This is a genomic window from Streptomyces sp. DSM 110735, assembly GCF_016482685.1.
Classification (GTDB): domain Bacteria; phylum Actinomycetota; class Actinomycetes; order Streptomycetales; family Streptomycetaceae; genus Streptomyces.
This window is the reverse complement of the sequence record NZ_JACYHF010000024.1, coordinates 45842-63276: the sequence shown is the minus strand read 5'-3', so window position 1 is coordinate 63276 and position 17435 is coordinate 45842. Positions and strand designations below refer to the sequence as shown.

Sequence of the window (17435 nt, the reverse complement as noted above, 5' to 3'; positions counted from 1 at the left end):
GCGGGTCACGGGGCGACGATGTCGTAGCGGTAGTCGGCGGGACGGCGACCCTCGTCGCCGATCATCATGATCAGCAGCGGGATCTCGCCCCGTCCGTCGGCGCCGAACTCCTCGGCGTACGACACGCAGTCGAAGCCGAGCGCGACCCCGCAACCGGTGCCTGCGGCGGACGCGGCGGTGTACACGGCCTGGGCGGTGGCGCCCACGACGGCGTTGACCAGCCGGTAGCCCCGGTCGCCCACCGCGTCCATGACGGCGTGCGTGCGCGCGACCGGGACCAGTACGGCGGCAGCCTGCTCCAGGTTGTAGTTGGCGAGGAAGTAGTTCTCCTGGAGGAACGCCCCGAAGGACCCGGCGCGCATCAGCACCAGCTCGCCGGTGTCCCGGTCGTACTCGTACAGCCCCGGCGGCACCTCCCGTACGTGGTTCACGAAGACGTGCAGCCGGGTGAGCGGCGGTGCGCCGGGCGTCTCGGCGTCGGTGTCCAGGTCGCTCCCAGCGATGGCCGCGGCGAGGACGGCGGAGAGCGTGGCCGGATCGAGCGGACTGCCGGTGAACCGGCCGAAGCTGCTGCGCCGTTCCCGCAGCGCCCGGCGCACCGGGGCGTCCAGCGGCGCGGGTGCGGGCAGCGCGACCCGGTCACCGGGACCGGCCGGGGCTGCCAGCGCCGGGTCGAGGACACCGGGCGCGGGACGCTCCGCGGCGCCCTCCAGGGTGGCGGCGTGGATCCGCCGCAGCGTCGGGAAGGTCTGTGTCCGCCGCGACTTCTCCGTGGGCACCCGGCGCACCCGCGCCCCGGACACCGCCCCGGAGTCGGCATCCGGTGCCGTGCCCGCCCAGCGCAGCGGCACCACCGCGAACACCCCGTCCTCCTCGGGGTCGAATCCCAGCAGCCGCCCGATGCGCGGCTCGTCGAACCAGAACGCGCTGCCCAGGCTCAGCCCGTGCGCGCGGGCCCACATCCGCCAGGTCTGGAGCAGGGCGCCGATGTCCATGGTGATCGCGTGGTAGCAGAAGCTGTTGTACTTGAAGGCGTTCTGCCAGAACGTCACGCCCAGGACCAGGAACTGATCGGTGTCCGCCGCCTCCGGCAGCCCGCCGAGCGCCTCCCGGACCTCGCCGGACACGTCCCCGGACAGGAGCCGGGTGAGCCGGTGGTGCGGGGTGTCGTAGTAGTAGACGCCCGGGTTGAGCGGGCCGCTCGCGCCGCTGACCCAGTGCACCCCGATCGGGTAGAGACCGCCGCCGGAGGCGGTGCCGCGCGACCAGTTGGCGTGCGTGTGGAACGGCAGCGAGCCCAGGTCGGAGTTGGCCTGCACGGCGAGACGGCGCCCGGTCAGACCGTAGGAGTCGCGGAGCATCGAGCCGAGCAGCGGCAGCGTGAACGCGCCGTCGCCCGCCTCCCCGAACAACCCCCGGCCGAGCGTGGCGTCCTCGGCGCAGCCCCCGTCGGGCAGCGGGAAGGACGGCGCGCCCGGGAAGTGCTTCCCCTTGCGCGGCCGGTCGGCCCAGTCGGGCACGAAGTCGGCCGGCTCCATGGGCGTTCTGCCCCGCCGCATCACCGCGGTCGCGTACTCATGGGCGTATCCCACGGTCACTCCCTTTTGTCTGCATCGTCTGCGTCGTCTGTGGGGCGTCGGCGGCTCGGGCCGACGCCGGAGGAGGTACGGAAAGTCCGGTCAAGGGAAGGGATGCGGCGCGGGGTTGAGGTCGTCCGGCGTCAAGTCGTCGGCGCGCAGGCCCGCTTCGCGCAGTGCCGCGCGGGTGCGGGGCATCAGCGCCGCCCGTTGACGGCTCCACCCGAAGTCGATCGGGATCAGACCCGGGACCAGCACCTTGACCGTGTGGAAGCCCAACGCCCGCTGTTCGGGCGCCGTCTGGTCGACCACCACCACGTCGAAGCCGCGCTCGGTGACGGCTGCCACGCACGCCTTCACGTCCTCGCGGAGATCCGCCGCCGGACGCGGCGCGCCGTCGGCCAGCGAGGCGAGCGGCACCCGCTCCTCTCCGTCCCTGCCGCGCAGCAGGAAGTCGGTGTACCGGCCCATCTCGGGCAGCCCGTACAGCAGCGGATGGTCGTGCAGCACGCGCACCTCGTCGAAGTCGGCCGCCATACGGCGCAGCCGGGGCTCCTCGCGCGCGGTGCGGCGGCGCAGGTTCACCGAGTCGGTGGCGATCTCGCACAGCCCGCCCGCGAGCGCGTCCTCCGGGTCCAGAGAGGCACCCGCGCCGAAGCACAGGAGCCCCGGGCCGCCGTCCACCCGCTCGGCGACAGCCGTGACGACCGGCACCGGGAAGGTGATCCGGGTGTCGAAGAACCGCGCCCGGTAGCCGTACATCGCCAGCCGGTCCACCATCGCGCGGGTCGCGGACCTGGTGCTGCTCGCCGGGTCGATCTCGGGCAGCCGGACCCGGCCGAACCAGGCCAGCAGGAACGCGTCCCGCTCGATGGTCTCCATCAGTCCGTGGTGCACCGCCTCGGCCAGACTCCCGCCGGACGCACAGCCGTTGGAGCTCTCCTGCACGAAGCGCCGCCCGATGCCGCCGGGCGCGTGGTAGTACGCGACCACCTCCGGGATTAGTACCGGCCGCTCGTCGCGCAGCGACCAGCCCCACACCCACGCGATGGGCTGGTCCGGCGCGAAGCGCGGCGCGCCGGTGCCGAGGTCGTAGAAGGAGTCGGCGTACAGCCCCGTCACCCGGGGGTCCACCGCTGTGTCCCCCAGTTCCTCCAACGTCGCCGTGATCACGGTGCGTTTGGCGCGGGCGCGCATCCCGGCGTACCGCTCCAGGCCCTCAAGCAGCCCCACCCGCACGCTCGTTCCGTAGGCGCCGGTGTGACCGCCCCAGTAGCACTCGCGCAGATAGGCGCCGGAGCGAGTGGTGAACGCGCCCACCGCGGACGAGGTCGACGCCGACGCCAGATCCGGCGCGACCGAGGGTCCGAGCATCCCGGTGAGCGGGTTGACGAACGCCTCCAGCGGCAGGTCGTACGCCTCGATGGGCCGGGTGCGGAAGCCGTCCGGGTCGTGCTTGGGGGAGGGACCGAGCACGATCCTGGCGCCCTCGGCGGTGTCGTCGGGCCGCCGCGCACAGCTCGGGCACTCACCGTCCGGGACCAGCGGGAACCGGGAGACGTGCAGGGTCTCCAGGTCGAGGAGCCACACCCACGGCCGGTGTACGGGACCCGGTCGGCGGCTCGCCGCCGTGACCAGCGCGGCGAGTGCGTCCACCGTGAACGCGGTCCGCCACGGCGGCACCCCGGTCGCCCGGGTCTCCCGTCCCCGCTCCAGCGCGTCCCGCAGGAACCCGGCGCGCACCGCCTGCCAGCGCCGGGCCAGACACCGCGGACAGCCTCTCGCCCCGCTCGGGGTGACCGGACCGACCACGGCGTGATGCCCGTACAGGCCGACGGGTACGACGCCGGGCGTGAACTCGACCGCGCCGGAGGCGAGTTCATCGCGCGCCCCGAGCCGCGTCACCGCGCAGGGCGGAGTGCCGGGGCGTGCGGCGAGGTCGGCGGTGAGCGCGGCGCACACCTCGTCCCACGGCTCGCACGCCACCGGACCGGCCACGGCCGCCGCGGTCTCAGTGGGCACGGGACTCCCTGCCGGTCAGCAGGACCCGCGCCACGTGCACGTCGCCCGCGGCGAGGTCCGGCGCGGTCACCGGCACCGCGAACGCGTCCCGCCCGTCGGCGGCAAGCCCGTCCAGCACGGCGGTCCACGTCGTGCCGGTCTCCCCGAGCGGTACGACGTCGGCGGCCACCAGCGCCGCCGCCTCCAGGTCGTCCCAGACGAGGTCGCCCGTGTCGGGCTCGGCACCGGCACGGCGCACCTGCTCCGCGCCGAGCAGATCGCGCAGCGCCTCCAGCACGGCCTCGCGGAGGCGGAGTCCGCTGCCGACGGCCCAGCGTGTCCGTCCGCTCTCCGGGTCGGTGAACCGGGCGAGCGCGACGGGGAGTCGACCGTCCGCGCCGGTGAGGTCCAGGACCTCCGCCGTCACGCCCAGGTTCTCCGCCGAGCGCAGCAGGAAGAGCAGCTCGGGATCGCCGGTGGGCGAGCCGAGGTCCAGCTCGCGCACCGGAGCAGCCCGTCGGACCGCGCGGCGCAGCGCGTCGTGGGCGAGCGCGGTGCGCAGGGCGCGGGTCAGCGCGGCACGCGGAGTGCCGCCCGCGCCGGTACCGGCCGAGGTGCGCTCGAACAGCCCCTGGTCGTTCCAGCCGCCCAGGGTGCGCGTCGCGCCGGTGGGGACCAGGACCGTCCGCCCGTCAAGGAGCGAGACGGCTTCGCTCCAGGCGGCGACCCGGTCGGCGGGCGCGTCGAGCCCGCTGGAGACGGCGAGTTCGACCGGGGTCACCCGCGCCCACTTGCCCGACGCCGCCTCCAGCGCGGCGGGGTCCAGTATGTGGGGCGGCACCACGTGCTCGGCATACACCTCGGCAGCCCGGAAGAGCGCCGCGAGACGTGCGCCCGCCACATGGTGCACATCGGCGGCGGACACCTCGCGGACCCGGCCCGGTGCGAGACCGAGCCGTACGGTGCTCAGCTTGAGCGGGGTCTGCTCCCAGTCGTCGTCGGCGTACGCGGTGAAGACCCCGGCCGCCGCGTGGACCAGCACGTCACGCCGCTCCAGCTCGGTGAGCGCGTTCTTGGCGGCTGCCTCGTCGGCCGGTCCGTCGGCGGGGAGCGCGGCTGCCTCGTCGTCGGCGTGCGCCTCGCGCAGTACGTCACCCGAGGGCGCCTCGACCGGCGGAGTGGTCCCGGCGCAGAACGGGCAGCGCGGGTGCGGCAGCAGCGGCTCGGTCAGCACGTCGAGCGAGTCCAGGTCCTGCACGACGACCTGACCCCGGGTCTCGGCGGGCAGCGCGCCCGTGACCAGGCGGAACACCTCGAAGGCGAGGAGGTTGCCGATCATCCCGGCGAGCGGCCCGGCCGGCACGCGGTCCGGGGTGCCGAGCGGCGCGGCGGGTCCGACCGAGGCCCACAGGTCCGCGCTGTCGGCGGCTTCGGCCCCCGCGCCGAGCCGCAGTACCGCACAGGACCAGCAGCCGGGTGTTCCCGCGGTCGTCGCCGGACCCACCACCGCGCGGTTGCCGAACGTCCAGGCGCCGAGGAGACGCCGTCCGGCGGGTACGCCCTCGCCGAGCAGCCTGAGGATCTGCCGGGGCGCGTCGGGACCGGTCACCAGCACGGTGTCCCAGCCGTCCAGGTCGGTCCAGCCGTAGGTGCCGTCGGCGGACTCCGGCAGGCGGGCCACGCGCGGCGGACAGCCCGCTTCGGTCAACTCGGCGGTCTCGGCGTCGAGTTCGGCGGTGCCCTCCACGCCGTGCAGCTCGCGGCTGAGCACGACGGGCGCGGGTCCCTCGGTGACGGCCACCGCCTCGCAGCCGTTGCGCAGCAGACCCAGGGCCGCCCAGCGGGCCAGGGCGTCGGAGCCGAGGACCGCGACAGGGGTGGAGCGGAAGCGCAGGAAGCGCCCTGCCGCGTCGTCCGCGTAGTGGTCCAGATAGTCGACCTGATGGGCGAAACGCTTGGCCACCTGCGGCGGGAGCGGATCGACCGCGGGTCCGGGTCCGGCATCCCGGGCGAAACCACGCGCGTAGAGTGCGCGCACGAGTCCGTGGACCATGGCGCGCTGCTTGTCCCCCAGGCCGGTACAGATCTCGTCGACCCGCCGTTCGCCGTTGAGATGAGGCACGATCAGCGAGGCGAAGCGGTAGGCGTTCTGGGTGACCACGTTGAAGCCGCCGTGGGCGTTGTGGAAGAGCACGCCGTCCGGGGTCTGGGTGAACAGCACGTCCCTGCGGATGCGGGGCCGCGACCGGGCGATCTCCTCGGGGGTGGCGGGAGCCTGGGCCATGCTTGCGGTACCTCCGAAAGACGAGGGGGGACGGCCGGCCGGGGGCCGACGGGGGCGGGTCCATCGGGTCGTGCGGGTTGTACGGACCTTGCGGGTCGTGCCGGTCTTACGAGTCGTGCGGTTTTCGCTGGTGGGGCGGGTCACCCGGCGCGGGTGCGGGGGTCGGTCCGGCGGCGGGGGCGGCAGGGGCGGTGGCCGGGAGGCTGGTGCCGGCCGCCTGGACGAAGAGCCGCAGCAGGTCGTGGACCCGGTAGTGCCCCGGCAGGTCCTCCTCCAGCAGTCCGGCGTCCACCAGCGCGCGCAGCACCAGGTCGCCGGGCGCCGGAGGAGAAGCCCGGCCGAGACCGGGCGGCGCCTCGCCGGATGCCGAGGGCGGTACCCCGGAGGCGGGCAGCGCGGGTCGCTGACCGGACGGTTCGCCGCGCAGCACGGCGAGTTGGAGCCCGCGCAGCGCGGGACCCGGCTCCACGCCCAGCTCCGTGGTGAGGTGGGCGTGGATGCGGCGGTACTCGGCGAGTGCCTCGGCGCGGCGCCCCGAGCGGTACAGCGCCTCGATCAGCAGGGCGGAGAGCCCTTCGTGACCCGGCTCGGCCCGTACCGCCTCGCGCGCCTCGGCGATCATTTCCCGGTGCCTGCCCAGGCGGAGTTCGCCGTCGAAGACCCGCTCCACGGCGAACAGCCGCTCCTCGGCCAGGCGCGGCACGTGGTCGCGGTGCAGCTCGTCGGAGTGCACGTTGCCGAGCAGCGGGCCCTTCCACAGACGTAACGCCGCCCGGCCGAGGCGCAGCGCCTGCTCGGGGTCCTCGGTGGCGGACGCCCGGCCGAGCAGCCCCCGGAACTGGAGCAGGTCCAGGGTCTCGGCGTCGGCGTGCAGCCGGTAGCCGCCGGGCACGGCCTCGACCGCGCCGTCGGCGACGCCGTACTTGGTGAACAGCCTGCGCAGTCTCAGGACGCAGGTGTGCAGGGCGGAGCGGCCCCTGGCGGGCGGCCGGTCGCCCCACACGACGCGCTGGAGCAGCTCGGCGGAGACGACCGCGCCCGGGTGCAGGAGCAGGGCCGCGAGCAGGGACGTGGGCCTGGACGGCTGGAGTACGACCGTCTCGCGACCGTCGGTGATGGCCAGCAGGCCGAGGACGAGGAAGCGGGGGCGGCCGGGGTGTGCCGCGGCGGCCAGTCGCTCGGGGAGGGCGCCGTCGGGCGCGTGGACACCGGTCTTCACCACAGCCTTTCGCATCGCACGGTGAGTGATGCACCAACGGCTTCGCAAGACATGACACTTGTTCACATCCGGGGTGGAGGTTGTGAACAAGTCCCCTGCCGAGACGGGAACTTAGAAGCGAACGGGTCATCCCGTCCAGTGGTTGGCGCGAAACAACTGGTTACATCTGAGGTGGAAGGGCCTTTCCGCGTCGCGGTGTTGGCGAGTGGTCCGCCAGGGCATACCCTCCCGGTGGAGCCACGCGGCGCTCCCCGCAAGGCCGCACAGGGGAGGAACCATGTGGTGGTGGGCACTGATCCCGGTCGTCTCGATGATCACCGGCCCGGCAGTCCTGTACATCCTCAAGCGCCGCAAGCAGACCGACAACGACACCGACGAGCGCTACGACGAACTCTCCCGCAAGTACGACGAGTTGCTGGAGAAGACGGAGTCCGCCGAACCACCGCCGACGGGTGACCGCCACCCGCACACGTGAGCCGCCGCCCCGCCGGACACAATGACCGGCTGCCCGACGGGACCGTCCCCTTCACGCTGCCGCACGGCGCCACGGGATTCTTCCGCCCACAGGACGGCCCACTCCCGGACACCGACCGCCGCGCCTTCCACACGGCCGCGCCCACCACCCGTGGATCGCGTTCGCCGACGGGCCGCACGCCATGGGCGTGAGCGGTTTCCGTGAGCCGCCGGACTGGGCCCGCGCCTTCTCCGGCGCTGGGTTCACGGTGCTCGGCGCAGACCTCCTCACGGCGCTGCTCTCCCAGGTGAACACCTCGGTGCTCACCGGCGGCGAGTGGCGCGAGATCCGTTTCTACGGGATCGCGATGCTGGGCGAAGTCCTCTTCAACTCCTGGGACTGAACCGCCCTCACGCCGGGGCGTGTTCGCTCATGTACCAGCCGTCCACGCGGGGGCCGACGAGGTCGGCAGGCCAGCCTGCCGTGGCGATCGCCGCGTCGTAGACCGCGTCGCCGAAGGAGACGATGGCCTGGTGGGGGTCGGGGGTCTCGCGGAGCTTGGACCACGGGAGGATGACGAGCCCCGCGTCGGGGTGCCACTCGGCGCCGTCGACGCCCCAGGAGCGGCCGTCGAGCCCCTCCGGCTGGGGCCAGATGTAGGCGTACATCCCGATGTCCAGCGGGTTGCCGCCACCGGACTTGGTGTTGTCGAAGGAGAAGCCCACCGACACGTACTCGTAGAGCTGGGCGTTGCGCATGAACGGCGGACCCTGGGGCGGGGGAGAGGTCGGCTTGGCGCGGAAGCGGGTCGCGGAGAGGTCGAAGCCGCCCCACATCAGCCCGACGCGCGGCCGGTGTCCGAGGTAGGGCGCCTGCCACGCCTCCAGGCCGTCGGCGGCCAGGTTGAACGCCTCCCACATGTGCCGCGCCGGGTGGGCCGACCAGACACGCTCGGCGCGGTCGTCCTCGAACGCGGGCGGCGCGCCCGGGATCTCGCAGATCAGCGAGCTGTGCGGGGCGGGGATGCCGAGCTGCGCCGCCGCGTCGCAGAAGTGGGCGTAGAAGTCCGCCACCGAGGTCCGCGACAGCGACAGCGTGCGCGCGCCGTTGTCGGTCTCGATCACCACGTCACCGTCGAGCAGCCGGTAGTGCACCGTGAAGGTCACCCCGTCCCGCCGGTACACCGGAGTCGTCAGACCGCGTGGTGTGACGGTGAGGACGATGTTGCCCCAGCCGACCTGGAAGGGATCGTCCAGGGCGTACTTCCCCGCGATCTGCACGACCCGGTTCACGTACTCGATCATGGGGCCCAGTTCCGCGTGGTCCAGCACCGGCCACGCGTCGGAACGTGCGCTCACGGAAGCCTCCCCGGCGTGTCGGAGGATCGGTCTGGGACGGAGGACCGGCCCGGCCTGGACATCGGCCCGGACCGCGCCTCCATTTTCCCACGATCCCCCTGACCCCGCCTGTTCCTCACCCGCCGCCCGCTCTTCTCTCGGCTGCCGTTCCGCGCCGCTCGCCGTCCCTGCCCCACCGCACCCCGCCCTGCCGTATCGCCCCCGCCGTGCGACCATGGCGGACGTAGTGGCACACGGGGCGCGCAGGGGCGTACCGCCGGTGCCGGAACCGACGCGCCAGGACGCGCAGGTGATCCGGCCACCGCCCCGGGAGGAGCGCGACGAGCCGCTCCCGCCCGGCCCGCCAGGACCGCCCCCGCCAGCGAGTCCGGGAGGAACCCAGCATGGCGTCGTCCGAGACCACCGGTACGTCACCGGCCACGGAGCAGGAGCCGCCCGGCGCGTCCGGGATGCAGTTCGGCATCTTCACCGTCGGGGACGTCACCGCCGACCCCACCACGGGACGCACGCCCACCGAGGCGGAACGCATCCGGGCGACCGTCGCCATCGCGCGCAAGGCCGAGGAGGTCGGGCTCGACGTCTTCGCGACCGGCGAGCACCACAACCCGCCCTTCGTGCCGTCCTCGCCCACCACCCTGCTCGCCTACATCGCCGCGCAGACCGAGCGCATCATCCTGTCGACCTCCACCACGCTGATCACCACCAACGACCCGGTGAAGATCGCCGAGGACTTCAGTGTGCTCCAGCACCTCTCCGGCGGGCGCACGGACGTCATGCTCGGGCGCGGCAACACCGGTCCGGTCTACCCCTGGTTCGGCCAGGACATCCGCGCCGCCCTGCCGCTGACCGTCGAGCACTACGACCTGCTGCGCCGCCTGTGGCGCGAGGAAACGGTGGACTGGGAGGGCAAGTTCCGCACCGCGCTCCAGGGCTTCACCCTCGCCCCGCGCCCGCTGGACGACGTGCCCCCCTTCGTCTGGCACGCCTCGATCCGCACCCCCGAGGTCGCCGAACTCGCCGCGTACTACGGCGACGGCTTCTTCGCGAACCACATCTTCTGGCCCGCCACGCACACCAAACAGCTCGTGAACCTCTACCGCAGACGGTTCGCGCACTACGGCCACGGCACCCCCGAGCAGGCGATCGTCGGTCTCGGCGGTCAGGTCTTCATGCGCCCCAACAGCCAGGACGCGGTCGACGAGTTCCGCCCCTACTTCGACAACGCCCCGGTCTACGGCCACGGTCCGTCCCTTGAGGAGTTCACCGAACAGACCCCGCTGACGGTCGGCTCACCGGCCCAGGTCATCGAGAAGACGCTGAACTTCCGCAACTACGTGGGCGATTACCAGCGTCAGCTCTTCCTCATGGACCACGCGGGACTGCCGCTGAAGACCGTGCTCGAACAGCTCGACCTCCTCGGCGAAGAGGTGGTGCCGGTCCTCCGCAAGGAGTTCGCCGTGGGCAGGCCCGCCGACGTACCGGCCGCCCCCACCCACCGGTCGCTGCTGCGCGCCCGCCTCGCCGAGGAGCAAAGGACCGACGGGGGCAGTGAGTTGGACGACGACGAAAGGAACCCCGAGACGCGATGAAGATCACCATCATCTCCGGCGGCCTGCGCGAGCCGTCCTCCACCCGACTGCTCGCCGACCGCCTGGCCATGGCCGTCACCAAGGACCTGGAAGCCCAGGGCGAACCGGTCGAGCTGTCCTACGTCGAACTGCGCCCGCTGGCCCACGCCATCATGGACGCCATGCTCACCGGCTTCAGCGGAGGAGCGCTGGAGGCGGCGTTCGAGCAGATCAGGGAGGCGGACGGGGTCATCGCCGTCACGCCCGCGTTCAACGCCTCCTTCAGTGGTCTCTTCAAGTCCTTCTTCGACGTGCTCCCGGAGGAGACCCTCTCCGACATGCCCGTCCTGATCGGCGCGACCGGCGGCACCGAACGCCACTCCCTGGTCCTCGAGCACGCCCTGCGCCCGATGTTCTCCTACCTGCACGCCATCGTCTCGCCCCGCCCGGTCTACGCCGCCACCGGCGACTTCGGCGCACAGAGCGGCACGGGACTCGGCAACCGCATCACCGAGGCGGCTGCCGACTTCACCCGCGTGCTCCGCTCCTGCGGACCCCGCTCCCGGCGCGACGCGGGCGAGGAGGAACTCGCTGCGATGCAGCGCCTGTTGACCGGCGAGCCGTAGACACGTGCCGCCCGGGCTTCGGTGCCGCGCACCCCACAAAGCAACAATTCAGGACACGTATCAAACTTTGAACCAAGCCTGAAGCGACAAATCTTGACGTCCTCGAACGTGGTCCGTACCTTCCGCAACGGCTGTGACGCGTTCCGCGACGGAAACGGAACGCGGTTTCCCCGCACGCCGGTTGGAAGCACGTCCCGTCCTTCGAGGAGCAGACGATGCGCCGAGAGAGATCGCTTTTACCGTCCGTCCTGGCCGCCCTGCTGCTCCTGCTGGGCTCCCTGATCGGACTCGCCGGGCGCGCCGAGGCCGCCGGTTCGCTGCCGTGCGACATCTACGGCGCGGCCGGCACCCCCTGTGTCGCCGCGCACAGCACGACCCGCGCCCTGTTCTCCGCCTACAACGGCCCGCTCTACCAGGTGACCCGGGCATCCGACGGCGCCACCGCCGACATCGGTGTCCTGTCGGCGGGCGGCTACGCCGACGCGAACCGCCAGGACACCTTCTGCGGCGGCTCCACCTGCCGGATCAGCAAGGTCTACGACCAGACCACCCGGCACAACGATCTGACCCCCGGTCCGGCGGGCACCGCCGGAATGGGCGCCGACCGGGGCGCCGACGCGAGCGAGATCGCCGTCACCGCGGGCGGCCACAAGGTCTACGGCATCTGGATCTCCCCGGGTGTCGGCTACCGCTACACCGGGGTCGCCTCCGGCGTCGCCGTGGGCGGACAGCCCGAGGGCGCCTACATGGTGGCCAGCGGCACCCACGTCGGCTCCGCCTGCTGCTTCGACTACGGCAACGCCGAGCGCACCCCGGCCGACACCGGCAACGGGCACATGGACGCCGTCTCCATCGCCACCACCTGCTACTTCGCCCCCTGCACCGGCTCGGGACCGTGGGTGGAGGCGGACCTGGAGAACGGCATGTTCCAGGGCGACAACGGCTCCAACACCGCCAACCGGGGCAACAGCAGCACGTACGTCACCGCCATGCTGAAGAACAACGGGCAGACCAAGTACGCCCTCAAGGGCGGCGACTCCCAGTCCGGCGCCCTGACCACCTGGTGGGACGGCGGACTGCCCACGCGCGGCGGCTACAAGCCCATGCAGCAGGAGGGCGGCATCATCCTGGGCACCGGCGGCGACAACAGCAACTGGAACATGGGCACCTTCTTCGAGGGCGTCATGACCGCGGGCTACCCGACGGACGCCGCCGACAACGCCGTCCAGGCGAACATCGTCTCGGTCGGCTACTCCGGCCAGACCAACGTGCCCAACGGCCCCCAGGGCACCATCACCGGACCCGGCAACAAGTGCGTGGACGTCGCCGCCGACGACACCGGCGTCAACGGCGCCGCCGTCCAGCTCTGGGACTGCCAGTCCTACGCCGAGGACCAGCACTGGACGCACAACCCCGACGGCTCCCTCGGCACCATCGGCCGCTGCCTGGACATCAACGGCAACGGCACCGCCAACGGCACCAAGGTCGAACTCTGGGACTGCAACGGCGTCGGCGGGCAGAAGTGGGTCCAGCAGGCGGACGGCTCCCTGCTCAACCCGCAGTCCGGGCGCTGCCTCGACTCGCCCAGCGGCGCCACCGGCAACGGCACCCGGCTGCAGATCTACGACTGCAACGGCTCGGCCGCGCAGAAGTTCGCGGTGAACGGCGGCGCCCCGGTCGCCGGACCCGGCGGCAAGTGCCTGGACGTCGCCGCCGACGACACCGGCGTCAACGGCACGGCCGTCCAGCTCTGGGACTGCCAGACCTGGGCCGTCGACCAGCACTGGTACCACCGCGCCGACAACTCCCTGTCCACCCTCGGACGTTGCCTGGACATCAACGGCAACGGCACCGCCAATGGCACCCAGGTCGAGCTGTGGGACTGCAACGGTGTCGGCGGGCAGAAGTGGGTCCAGCAGGCGGACGGCTCCCTGGTGAACCCGCAGTCCGGGCGCTGCCTCGACCTGCCGGACGGCACCACTACCAACGGCAGCCGGTTGCGGATCTGGGACTGCAACGGCTCGGCCGCCCAGAAGTTCCGGCTCGGCTGACGACGGTACGAGACAAGGCAGCGGGCGGGGCGGACCGGATGACCCGGGCCGCCCCGCCGTAGGTCCGCCCTTCACCGGTTCCGGCGCCCGGCGCCCGCACACTGGGGGCCAGGTGTCGTATCCGGAGCCGAAGGGAACCCGTTCGCCCATGCACATCGATCTCACAGGACGCACCGCGCTGGTCACCGGCTCGACGCAGGGCATCGGCGCCGCCATCGCCGCCGGACTCGCCCGCGCCGGGGCCCGCGTGGCTGTCAACGGACGTGACGCCGACCGGGTCTCCGCCGCCATCGCGACCCTCGCCGAGCAGGTCCCGGACGGCGAGTTCACGGCGGCCGCCGCCGACGTCTCCACCGAGGAGGGCGCCGAACGGCTGAAGAGCGAGCTGCCTGACGTGGACATCCTCGTCAACAACCTCGGCATCTTCGGCACCGCCGACCCGCTGGAGATCACCGACGAGGAGTGGCGGCGCTACTTCGAGATCAACGTCCTCGCCGCCGTCCGCCTCACCCGGCTCTACCTCCCCGGCATGACCGAGCGTGGCTGGGGACGGGTGCAGTACATCGCCAGCGACTCGGCGATCGTCATCCCCGCCGAGATGATCCAGTACGGCATGTCCAAGACCGCCCTGCTCGCGGTGAGCCGGGGCTTCGCCAAGAAGGCGGCGGGCACCGGCGTCACCGTCAACTCCGTCATCGCCGGACCCACCCACACCGGCGGCGTCGAGGACTTCGTGTACGAACTCGTCGACCGCGACCTCCCCTGGGACGAGGCGCAGCAGGTCTTCATGCGCGAGTACCGCCCCCAGTCCCTGCTCCAGCGCCTGATCGAGCCCGAGGAGATCGCCAACATGGTCGTCTACCTCAGCTCCGACCAGGCGTCCGCCACGACGGGCGGCGCGCTGCGCGTGGACGGCGGCTACGTGGACGCGATCCTGCCCTAGGGCCTGTCCGCCGGACAGGCCCTAGCAGGGCGCGTCCCGCCCCACACGTGCACATGCCCCTCGACCGGGTACGCGGGCGGCGCCGGGGCGAGTGTCGCGGCGAGCTTGTACCCGCACTTGACGGCGACCCGGCAGGACGCCGCGTTGTCCGCCTGGTGCACCAGCTCCAGCCGCGTCCGACCCTCCCGGACCGCCCACGCGGTCAGCGCCGCCACCGCGCGCGGAGCCACCCCCCGGCCCCGCGCGTGGGCGGCGGTCCAGTAGCCCACCTCGGCGGTGCCGTCCCCGGGTGAGGCGACCTTGAGGACGACGTGTCCGACCAGGCGCGCGTCCGGCTCCAGCACCGCGAAGGCGAAGCGCTCCCCGGACTCCCACGCGCGCCGCTGCTCCTCGATCCACCGCCCGGCGTCCGCCGCGTCCGCGAGAGCCGGGAAACTCGTCCAGCGGCGCAGCGCCTCGTCCCGCTCCAGACGGGTCAGCGCGGCGGCGTCGGCGGAATCCCAGCGCCGCAGCCGGAGGGCCGGGCGCGGGGGAGCGGCGGGGATGTCGATCAGCACCGGGTCATGGTGGCACAACCAGCCGCCGTGCGAACGGAGTTGACGTGGCGACGGGTCTGACGGGCGCCCCCGTGACATGGCAGGATGCAGCCGCCACGCCGTCACGCGCCACCGCCGCCCCCGCAGAGGAGACCCCTCCGTGTCCGACGCCGAGACCCAGCCGCCCGTCATCGACACCAGCAAGCCGCACGCCGCCCGGATGTACGACTGGTACCTCGGCGGCAAGGACAACTACCCGGTGGACTGGGCGGCGGCCGAACAGGTCCAGGCGCTGTTCCCGCAGGTGCCCGAACTGGCGCGGGCCAACCGGCAGTTCATGGTGCGAGCCGCGCGCGCCCTGGCCGGTCTCGGGGTACGGCAGTTCCTCGACATCGGCACCGGCATCCCGACCGACCCGAACCTGCACCAGGTCGTCCAGGCGGTCGGACCCGAGTCCAAGGTCGTCTACGTCGACAACGACCCCATCGTGCTGCGCCACGCCCAGGCTCTGCTCACCAGCGCGCCCGAGGGACGTACCGCGTACCTCCAGGCGGACGTCCGCGAGCCCGGGAAGATCGTCGAGGCCGCGCGGGAGATCCTGGACTTCGACGAGCCGGTGGCGCTCTCCATGGTCGCCCTGCTCCATCTGGTCCCCGACGAGTACGGCGCCCTCGACCTGGTCCGCGAGCTGCTCGACCCGCTCCCGGCAGGGAGTCACCTCGTCCTCTCGCACGCCACCGCCGACACCGACCCGGATACCTGGAACGCCGTGGCCGACGTCTACCGGCGCGGCGGCACCCCGGTGGCGGTGCGCTCCCGGGCGGAGTTCGCGGAGTTCCTCTCCGGACTGGAGCTGCTGGACCCGGGCATCGCGTTCGTCAGCGACTGGCGCCCCGACTCCGCCGACCAGCGCCAGGGCGCGAGCCTGCCGCTGTACGCGGCGGTCGGACGCAAGCCGCGATAACCGCCGGACAGAGCCACGACGGAGGCGAGACAGAGCCACAGCGGAGCCACAGCGGAGCCACGACAGGCGCCCGCACAACGCGCCGGGCGGCGGCCGACCCGGCGCGTACGCGCATGGCGGGCCCATGACGAGGAAAGATGGGCTCAGAGCGTTCGATCACCCCGTCGAACACACCTATGCGGAGGAGCGGACTCATGCCGCACGAGCGAGCCGGCGCTCTCGCCGGTCCCGAGGACCTTGTCGACGTGGCCCGGCTGGTCACGGCGTACTACGCGCTGCACCCGGACCCGGCGGACCCGGGGCAGCGGGTCGCGTTCGGGACCTCGGGGCACCGGGGCTCGTCCCTGGCGACGGCCTTCAACGAGGACCACATCGCCGCCACCAGCCAGGCCATCTGCGAGTACCGCGCCGAGCGGGGCATCGACGGACCGCTGTTCCTCGGCGCCGACACGCACGCCCTCTCCGAGCCCGCGAAGGTCACCGCCTTGGAGGTGTTCGCCGCGAACGGCGTCACCGTCCTGATCGACAGCGAGGACGGCTACACGCCCACCCCCGCCGTCTCCCTCGCGATCCTCACCCACAACCGGGACCGCACGACGGGTCTCGCGGACGGCGTCGTCGTCACGCCCTCGCACAACCCGCCCGCCGACGGCGGCTTCAAGTACAACCCGCCCAACGGCGGCCCGGCGGGCTCGGACGCCACCTCGTGGATCCAGGACCGCGCCAACCAGATCATCGCGGGCGGTCTGAAGGACGTACGCCGCATCCCGTACGCCCACGCGCTCGCCGCCGACACCACAGGGCGGTACGACTTCCTCGGCGCCTACGTCCGCGAGCTGCCCAGCGTGCTGAACCTGGACGCGGTCCGGGACGCCGGGCTGCGCATCGGCGCCGACCCGCTCGGCGGCGCCTCCGTCGCGTACTGGGGGAGGATCGCCGACGAGCACGGCATCGACCTCACCGTGGTCAACCCGCACACCGACCCCACCTGGCGGTTCATGACGCTGGACTGGGACGGCAAGATCCGCATGGACTGCTCCTCGCCGTACGCGATGGCGTCGCTCATCGAGCAGCGCGACCGGTTCGCGCTGGCCACCGGCAACGACGCCGACGCCGACCGGCACGGCATCGTCACCCCGGACGCCGGTCTGATGAACCCCAACCACTACCTCGCGGTCGCCATCGGCTACCTCTACAAGCACCGCGAGCAGTGGCCGCAGGCGACCGGCGTCGGCAAGACCCTCGTCTCCTCCTCGATGATCGACCGGGTGGCCGCCGACCTCGGCCGCCGCCTCGTCGAAGTCCCGGTCGGCTTCAAGTGGTTCGTGGACGGGCTGCTCAGCGGCGACCTCGGCTTCGGCGGCGAGGAGTCGGCGGGCGCGTCCTTCCTGCGCCGCGACGGCTCGGTGTGGACCACCGACAAGGACGGCATCCTGCTCGCGCTGCTCGCCTCCGAGATCACCGCCGTCACCGGGCGCACCCCCTCCGCGCACTACGCGGACCTCACCGAGCGCTTCGGGGAACCCGCCTACGCCCGCATCGACGCCCCCGCCACCCGTGAGCAGAAGGCGCTGCTGGCCAAGCTCTCCCCGGCCCAGGTCACCGCCGACACCCTCGCGGGCGAGCCGGTCACCGCCGTCCTCACCGAGGCGCCCGGCAACGGCGCCCCCATCGGCGGCATCAAGGTCACCACGGAGAACGCCTGGTTCGCGGCGCGACCGTCCGGCACCGAGGACGTGTACAAGGTGTACGCCGAGTCCTTCCTCGGTCCGGACCATCTGGCCCGGGTGCAGGAGGAGGCGCAGTCGGTGGTGCTGGCGGCGCTCGGCGACTGAACTCCCGCTGACGGCGGCG

14 protein-coding genes are annotated in these 17435 nt (G+C 72.6%); 8 read left to right on the top strand and 6 right to left on the bottom strand.

Annotation, left to right across the window (positions count from 1 at the left end; genetic code table 11):
• Positions 1–5: 5 nt before the first annotated feature.
• The 4 genes from IF655_RS27110 to IF655_RS27095 all read right to left on the bottom strand — a co-directional run bounded on the left by IF655_RS27110 (position 6) and on the right by IF655_RS27095 (position 7096).
• On the bottom strand, positions 6–1592 hold the full coding sequence (locus IF655_RS27110; protein ID WP_199587760.1) for a SagB family peptide dehydrogenase: 1587 nt from the start codon (positions 1590–1592) through the stop codon (positions 6–8).
• Between the two features lie 87 nt (positions 1593–1679).
• Positions 1680–3599 carry a TOMM precursor leader peptide-binding protein gene (locus IF655_RS27105; RefSeq protein ID WP_199587759.1) on the bottom strand — a complete coding sequence of 640 codons (1920 nt, stop codon included), beginning with the start codon at positions 3597–3599 and terminating at the stop codon, positions 1680–1682.
• Complete coding sequence (locus tag IF655_RS27100) at positions 3589–5862, bottom strand: TOMM precursor leader peptide-binding protein (protein WP_199587758.1); 2274 nt, start codon at positions 5860–5862, stop codon at positions 3589–3591. Before IF655_RS27100 ends, IF655_RS27105 begins: the two co-directional genes overlap by 11 nt.
• 106 nt (positions 5863–5968) lie before the next feature.
• Positions 5969–7096: an AfsR/SARP family transcriptional regulator gene (locus IF655_RS27095; protein ID WP_199587757.1), complete on the bottom strand. Its 1128-nt coding sequence runs from the start codon at positions 7094–7096 to the stop codon at positions 5969–5971.
• Positions 7097–7358: 262 nt separating this feature from the next.
• On the opposite strand from IF655_RS27095, the gene IF655_RS27090 reads away from it, so the two are divergent.
• Positions 7359–7556: a hypothetical protein gene (locus IF655_RS27090; RefSeq protein WP_199587756.1), complete on the top strand. Its 198-nt coding sequence runs from the start codon at positions 7359–7361 to the stop codon at positions 7554–7556.
• A gap of 187 nt (positions 7557–7743) precedes the next feature.
• Positions 7744–7938, top strand: a complete 195-nt coding sequence (locus IF655_RS31345) for a hypothetical protein (RefSeq protein WP_242488952.1) — start codon at positions 7744–7746, stop codon at positions 7936–7938.
• A 7-nt stretch (positions 7939–7945) separates the two neighbouring features.
• On the opposite strand, the gene IF655_RS27080 is transcribed toward IF655_RS31345, so the two are convergent.
• Positions 7946–8893, bottom strand: a complete 948-nt coding sequence (locus tag IF655_RS27080) for a DUF5996 family protein (RefSeq protein WP_199587755.1) — start codon at positions 8891–8893, stop codon at positions 7946–7948.
• 449 nt (positions 8894–9342) lie between these two features.
• Here IF655_RS27080 and IF655_RS27075 point away from each other — a divergent pair, with 449 nt between their 5' ends.
• The 4 genes from IF655_RS27075 (at position 9343) to IF655_RS27060 (ending at position 14081) form a co-directional block, all read left to right on the top strand.
• A complete protein-coding gene (locus IF655_RS27075; RefSeq protein WP_199587777.1) occupies positions 9343–10482 on the top strand; it encodes an LLM class flavin-dependent oxidoreductase in 1140 nt (379 codons plus the stop codon).
• A complete protein-coding gene (locus tag IF655_RS27070; protein WP_199587754.1) occupies positions 10479–11087 on the top strand; it encodes a CE1759 family FMN reductase in 609 nt (202 codons plus the stop codon). Before IF655_RS27075 ends, IF655_RS27070 begins: the two co-directional genes overlap by 4 nt.
• Before the next feature lie 215 nt (positions 11088–11302).
• Complete coding sequence (locus IF655_RS27065) at positions 11303–13138, top strand: arabinofuranosidase catalytic domain-containing protein (RefSeq protein ID WP_199587753.1); 1836 nt, start codon at positions 11303–11305, stop codon at positions 13136–13138.
• Between the two features lie 148 nt (positions 13139–13286).
• Positions 13287–14081, top strand: coding sequence for an SDR family NAD(P)-dependent oxidoreductase (locus tag IF655_RS27060; RefSeq protein ID WP_199587752.1), 795 nt, complete (start codon positions 13287–13289; stop codon positions 14079–14081).
• Here the strand turns inward: IF655_RS27060 and IF655_RS27055 are convergent.
• Positions 14078–14638 (bottom strand): GNAT family N-acetyltransferase, encoded by a 561-nt coding sequence (locus tag IF655_RS27055; RefSeq protein WP_374100387.1) that lies wholly within the window; start codon positions 14636–14638, stop codon positions 14078–14080. The two genes, IF655_RS27060 and IF655_RS27055, sit on opposite strands and share 4 nt — an antisense overlap.
• Positions 14639–14837: 199 nt before the next feature.
• On the opposite strand from IF655_RS27055, the gene IF655_RS27050 reads away from it, so the two are divergent.
• Positions 14838–15581 carry an SAM-dependent methyltransferase gene (locus tag IF655_RS27050; protein WP_206776502.1) on the top strand — a complete coding sequence of 248 codons (744 nt, stop codon included), beginning with the start codon at positions 14838–14840 and terminating at the stop codon, positions 15579–15581.
• Between the two features lie 194 nt (positions 15582–15775).
• On the top strand, positions 15776–17416 hold the full coding sequence (gene pgm / locus IF655_RS27045; RefSeq protein ID WP_199587749.1) for a phosphoglucomutase (alpha-D-glucose-1,6-bisphosphate-dependent): 1641 nt from the start codon (positions 15776–15778) through the stop codon (positions 17414–17416).
• Positions 17417–17435: the final 19 nt, after the last annotated feature.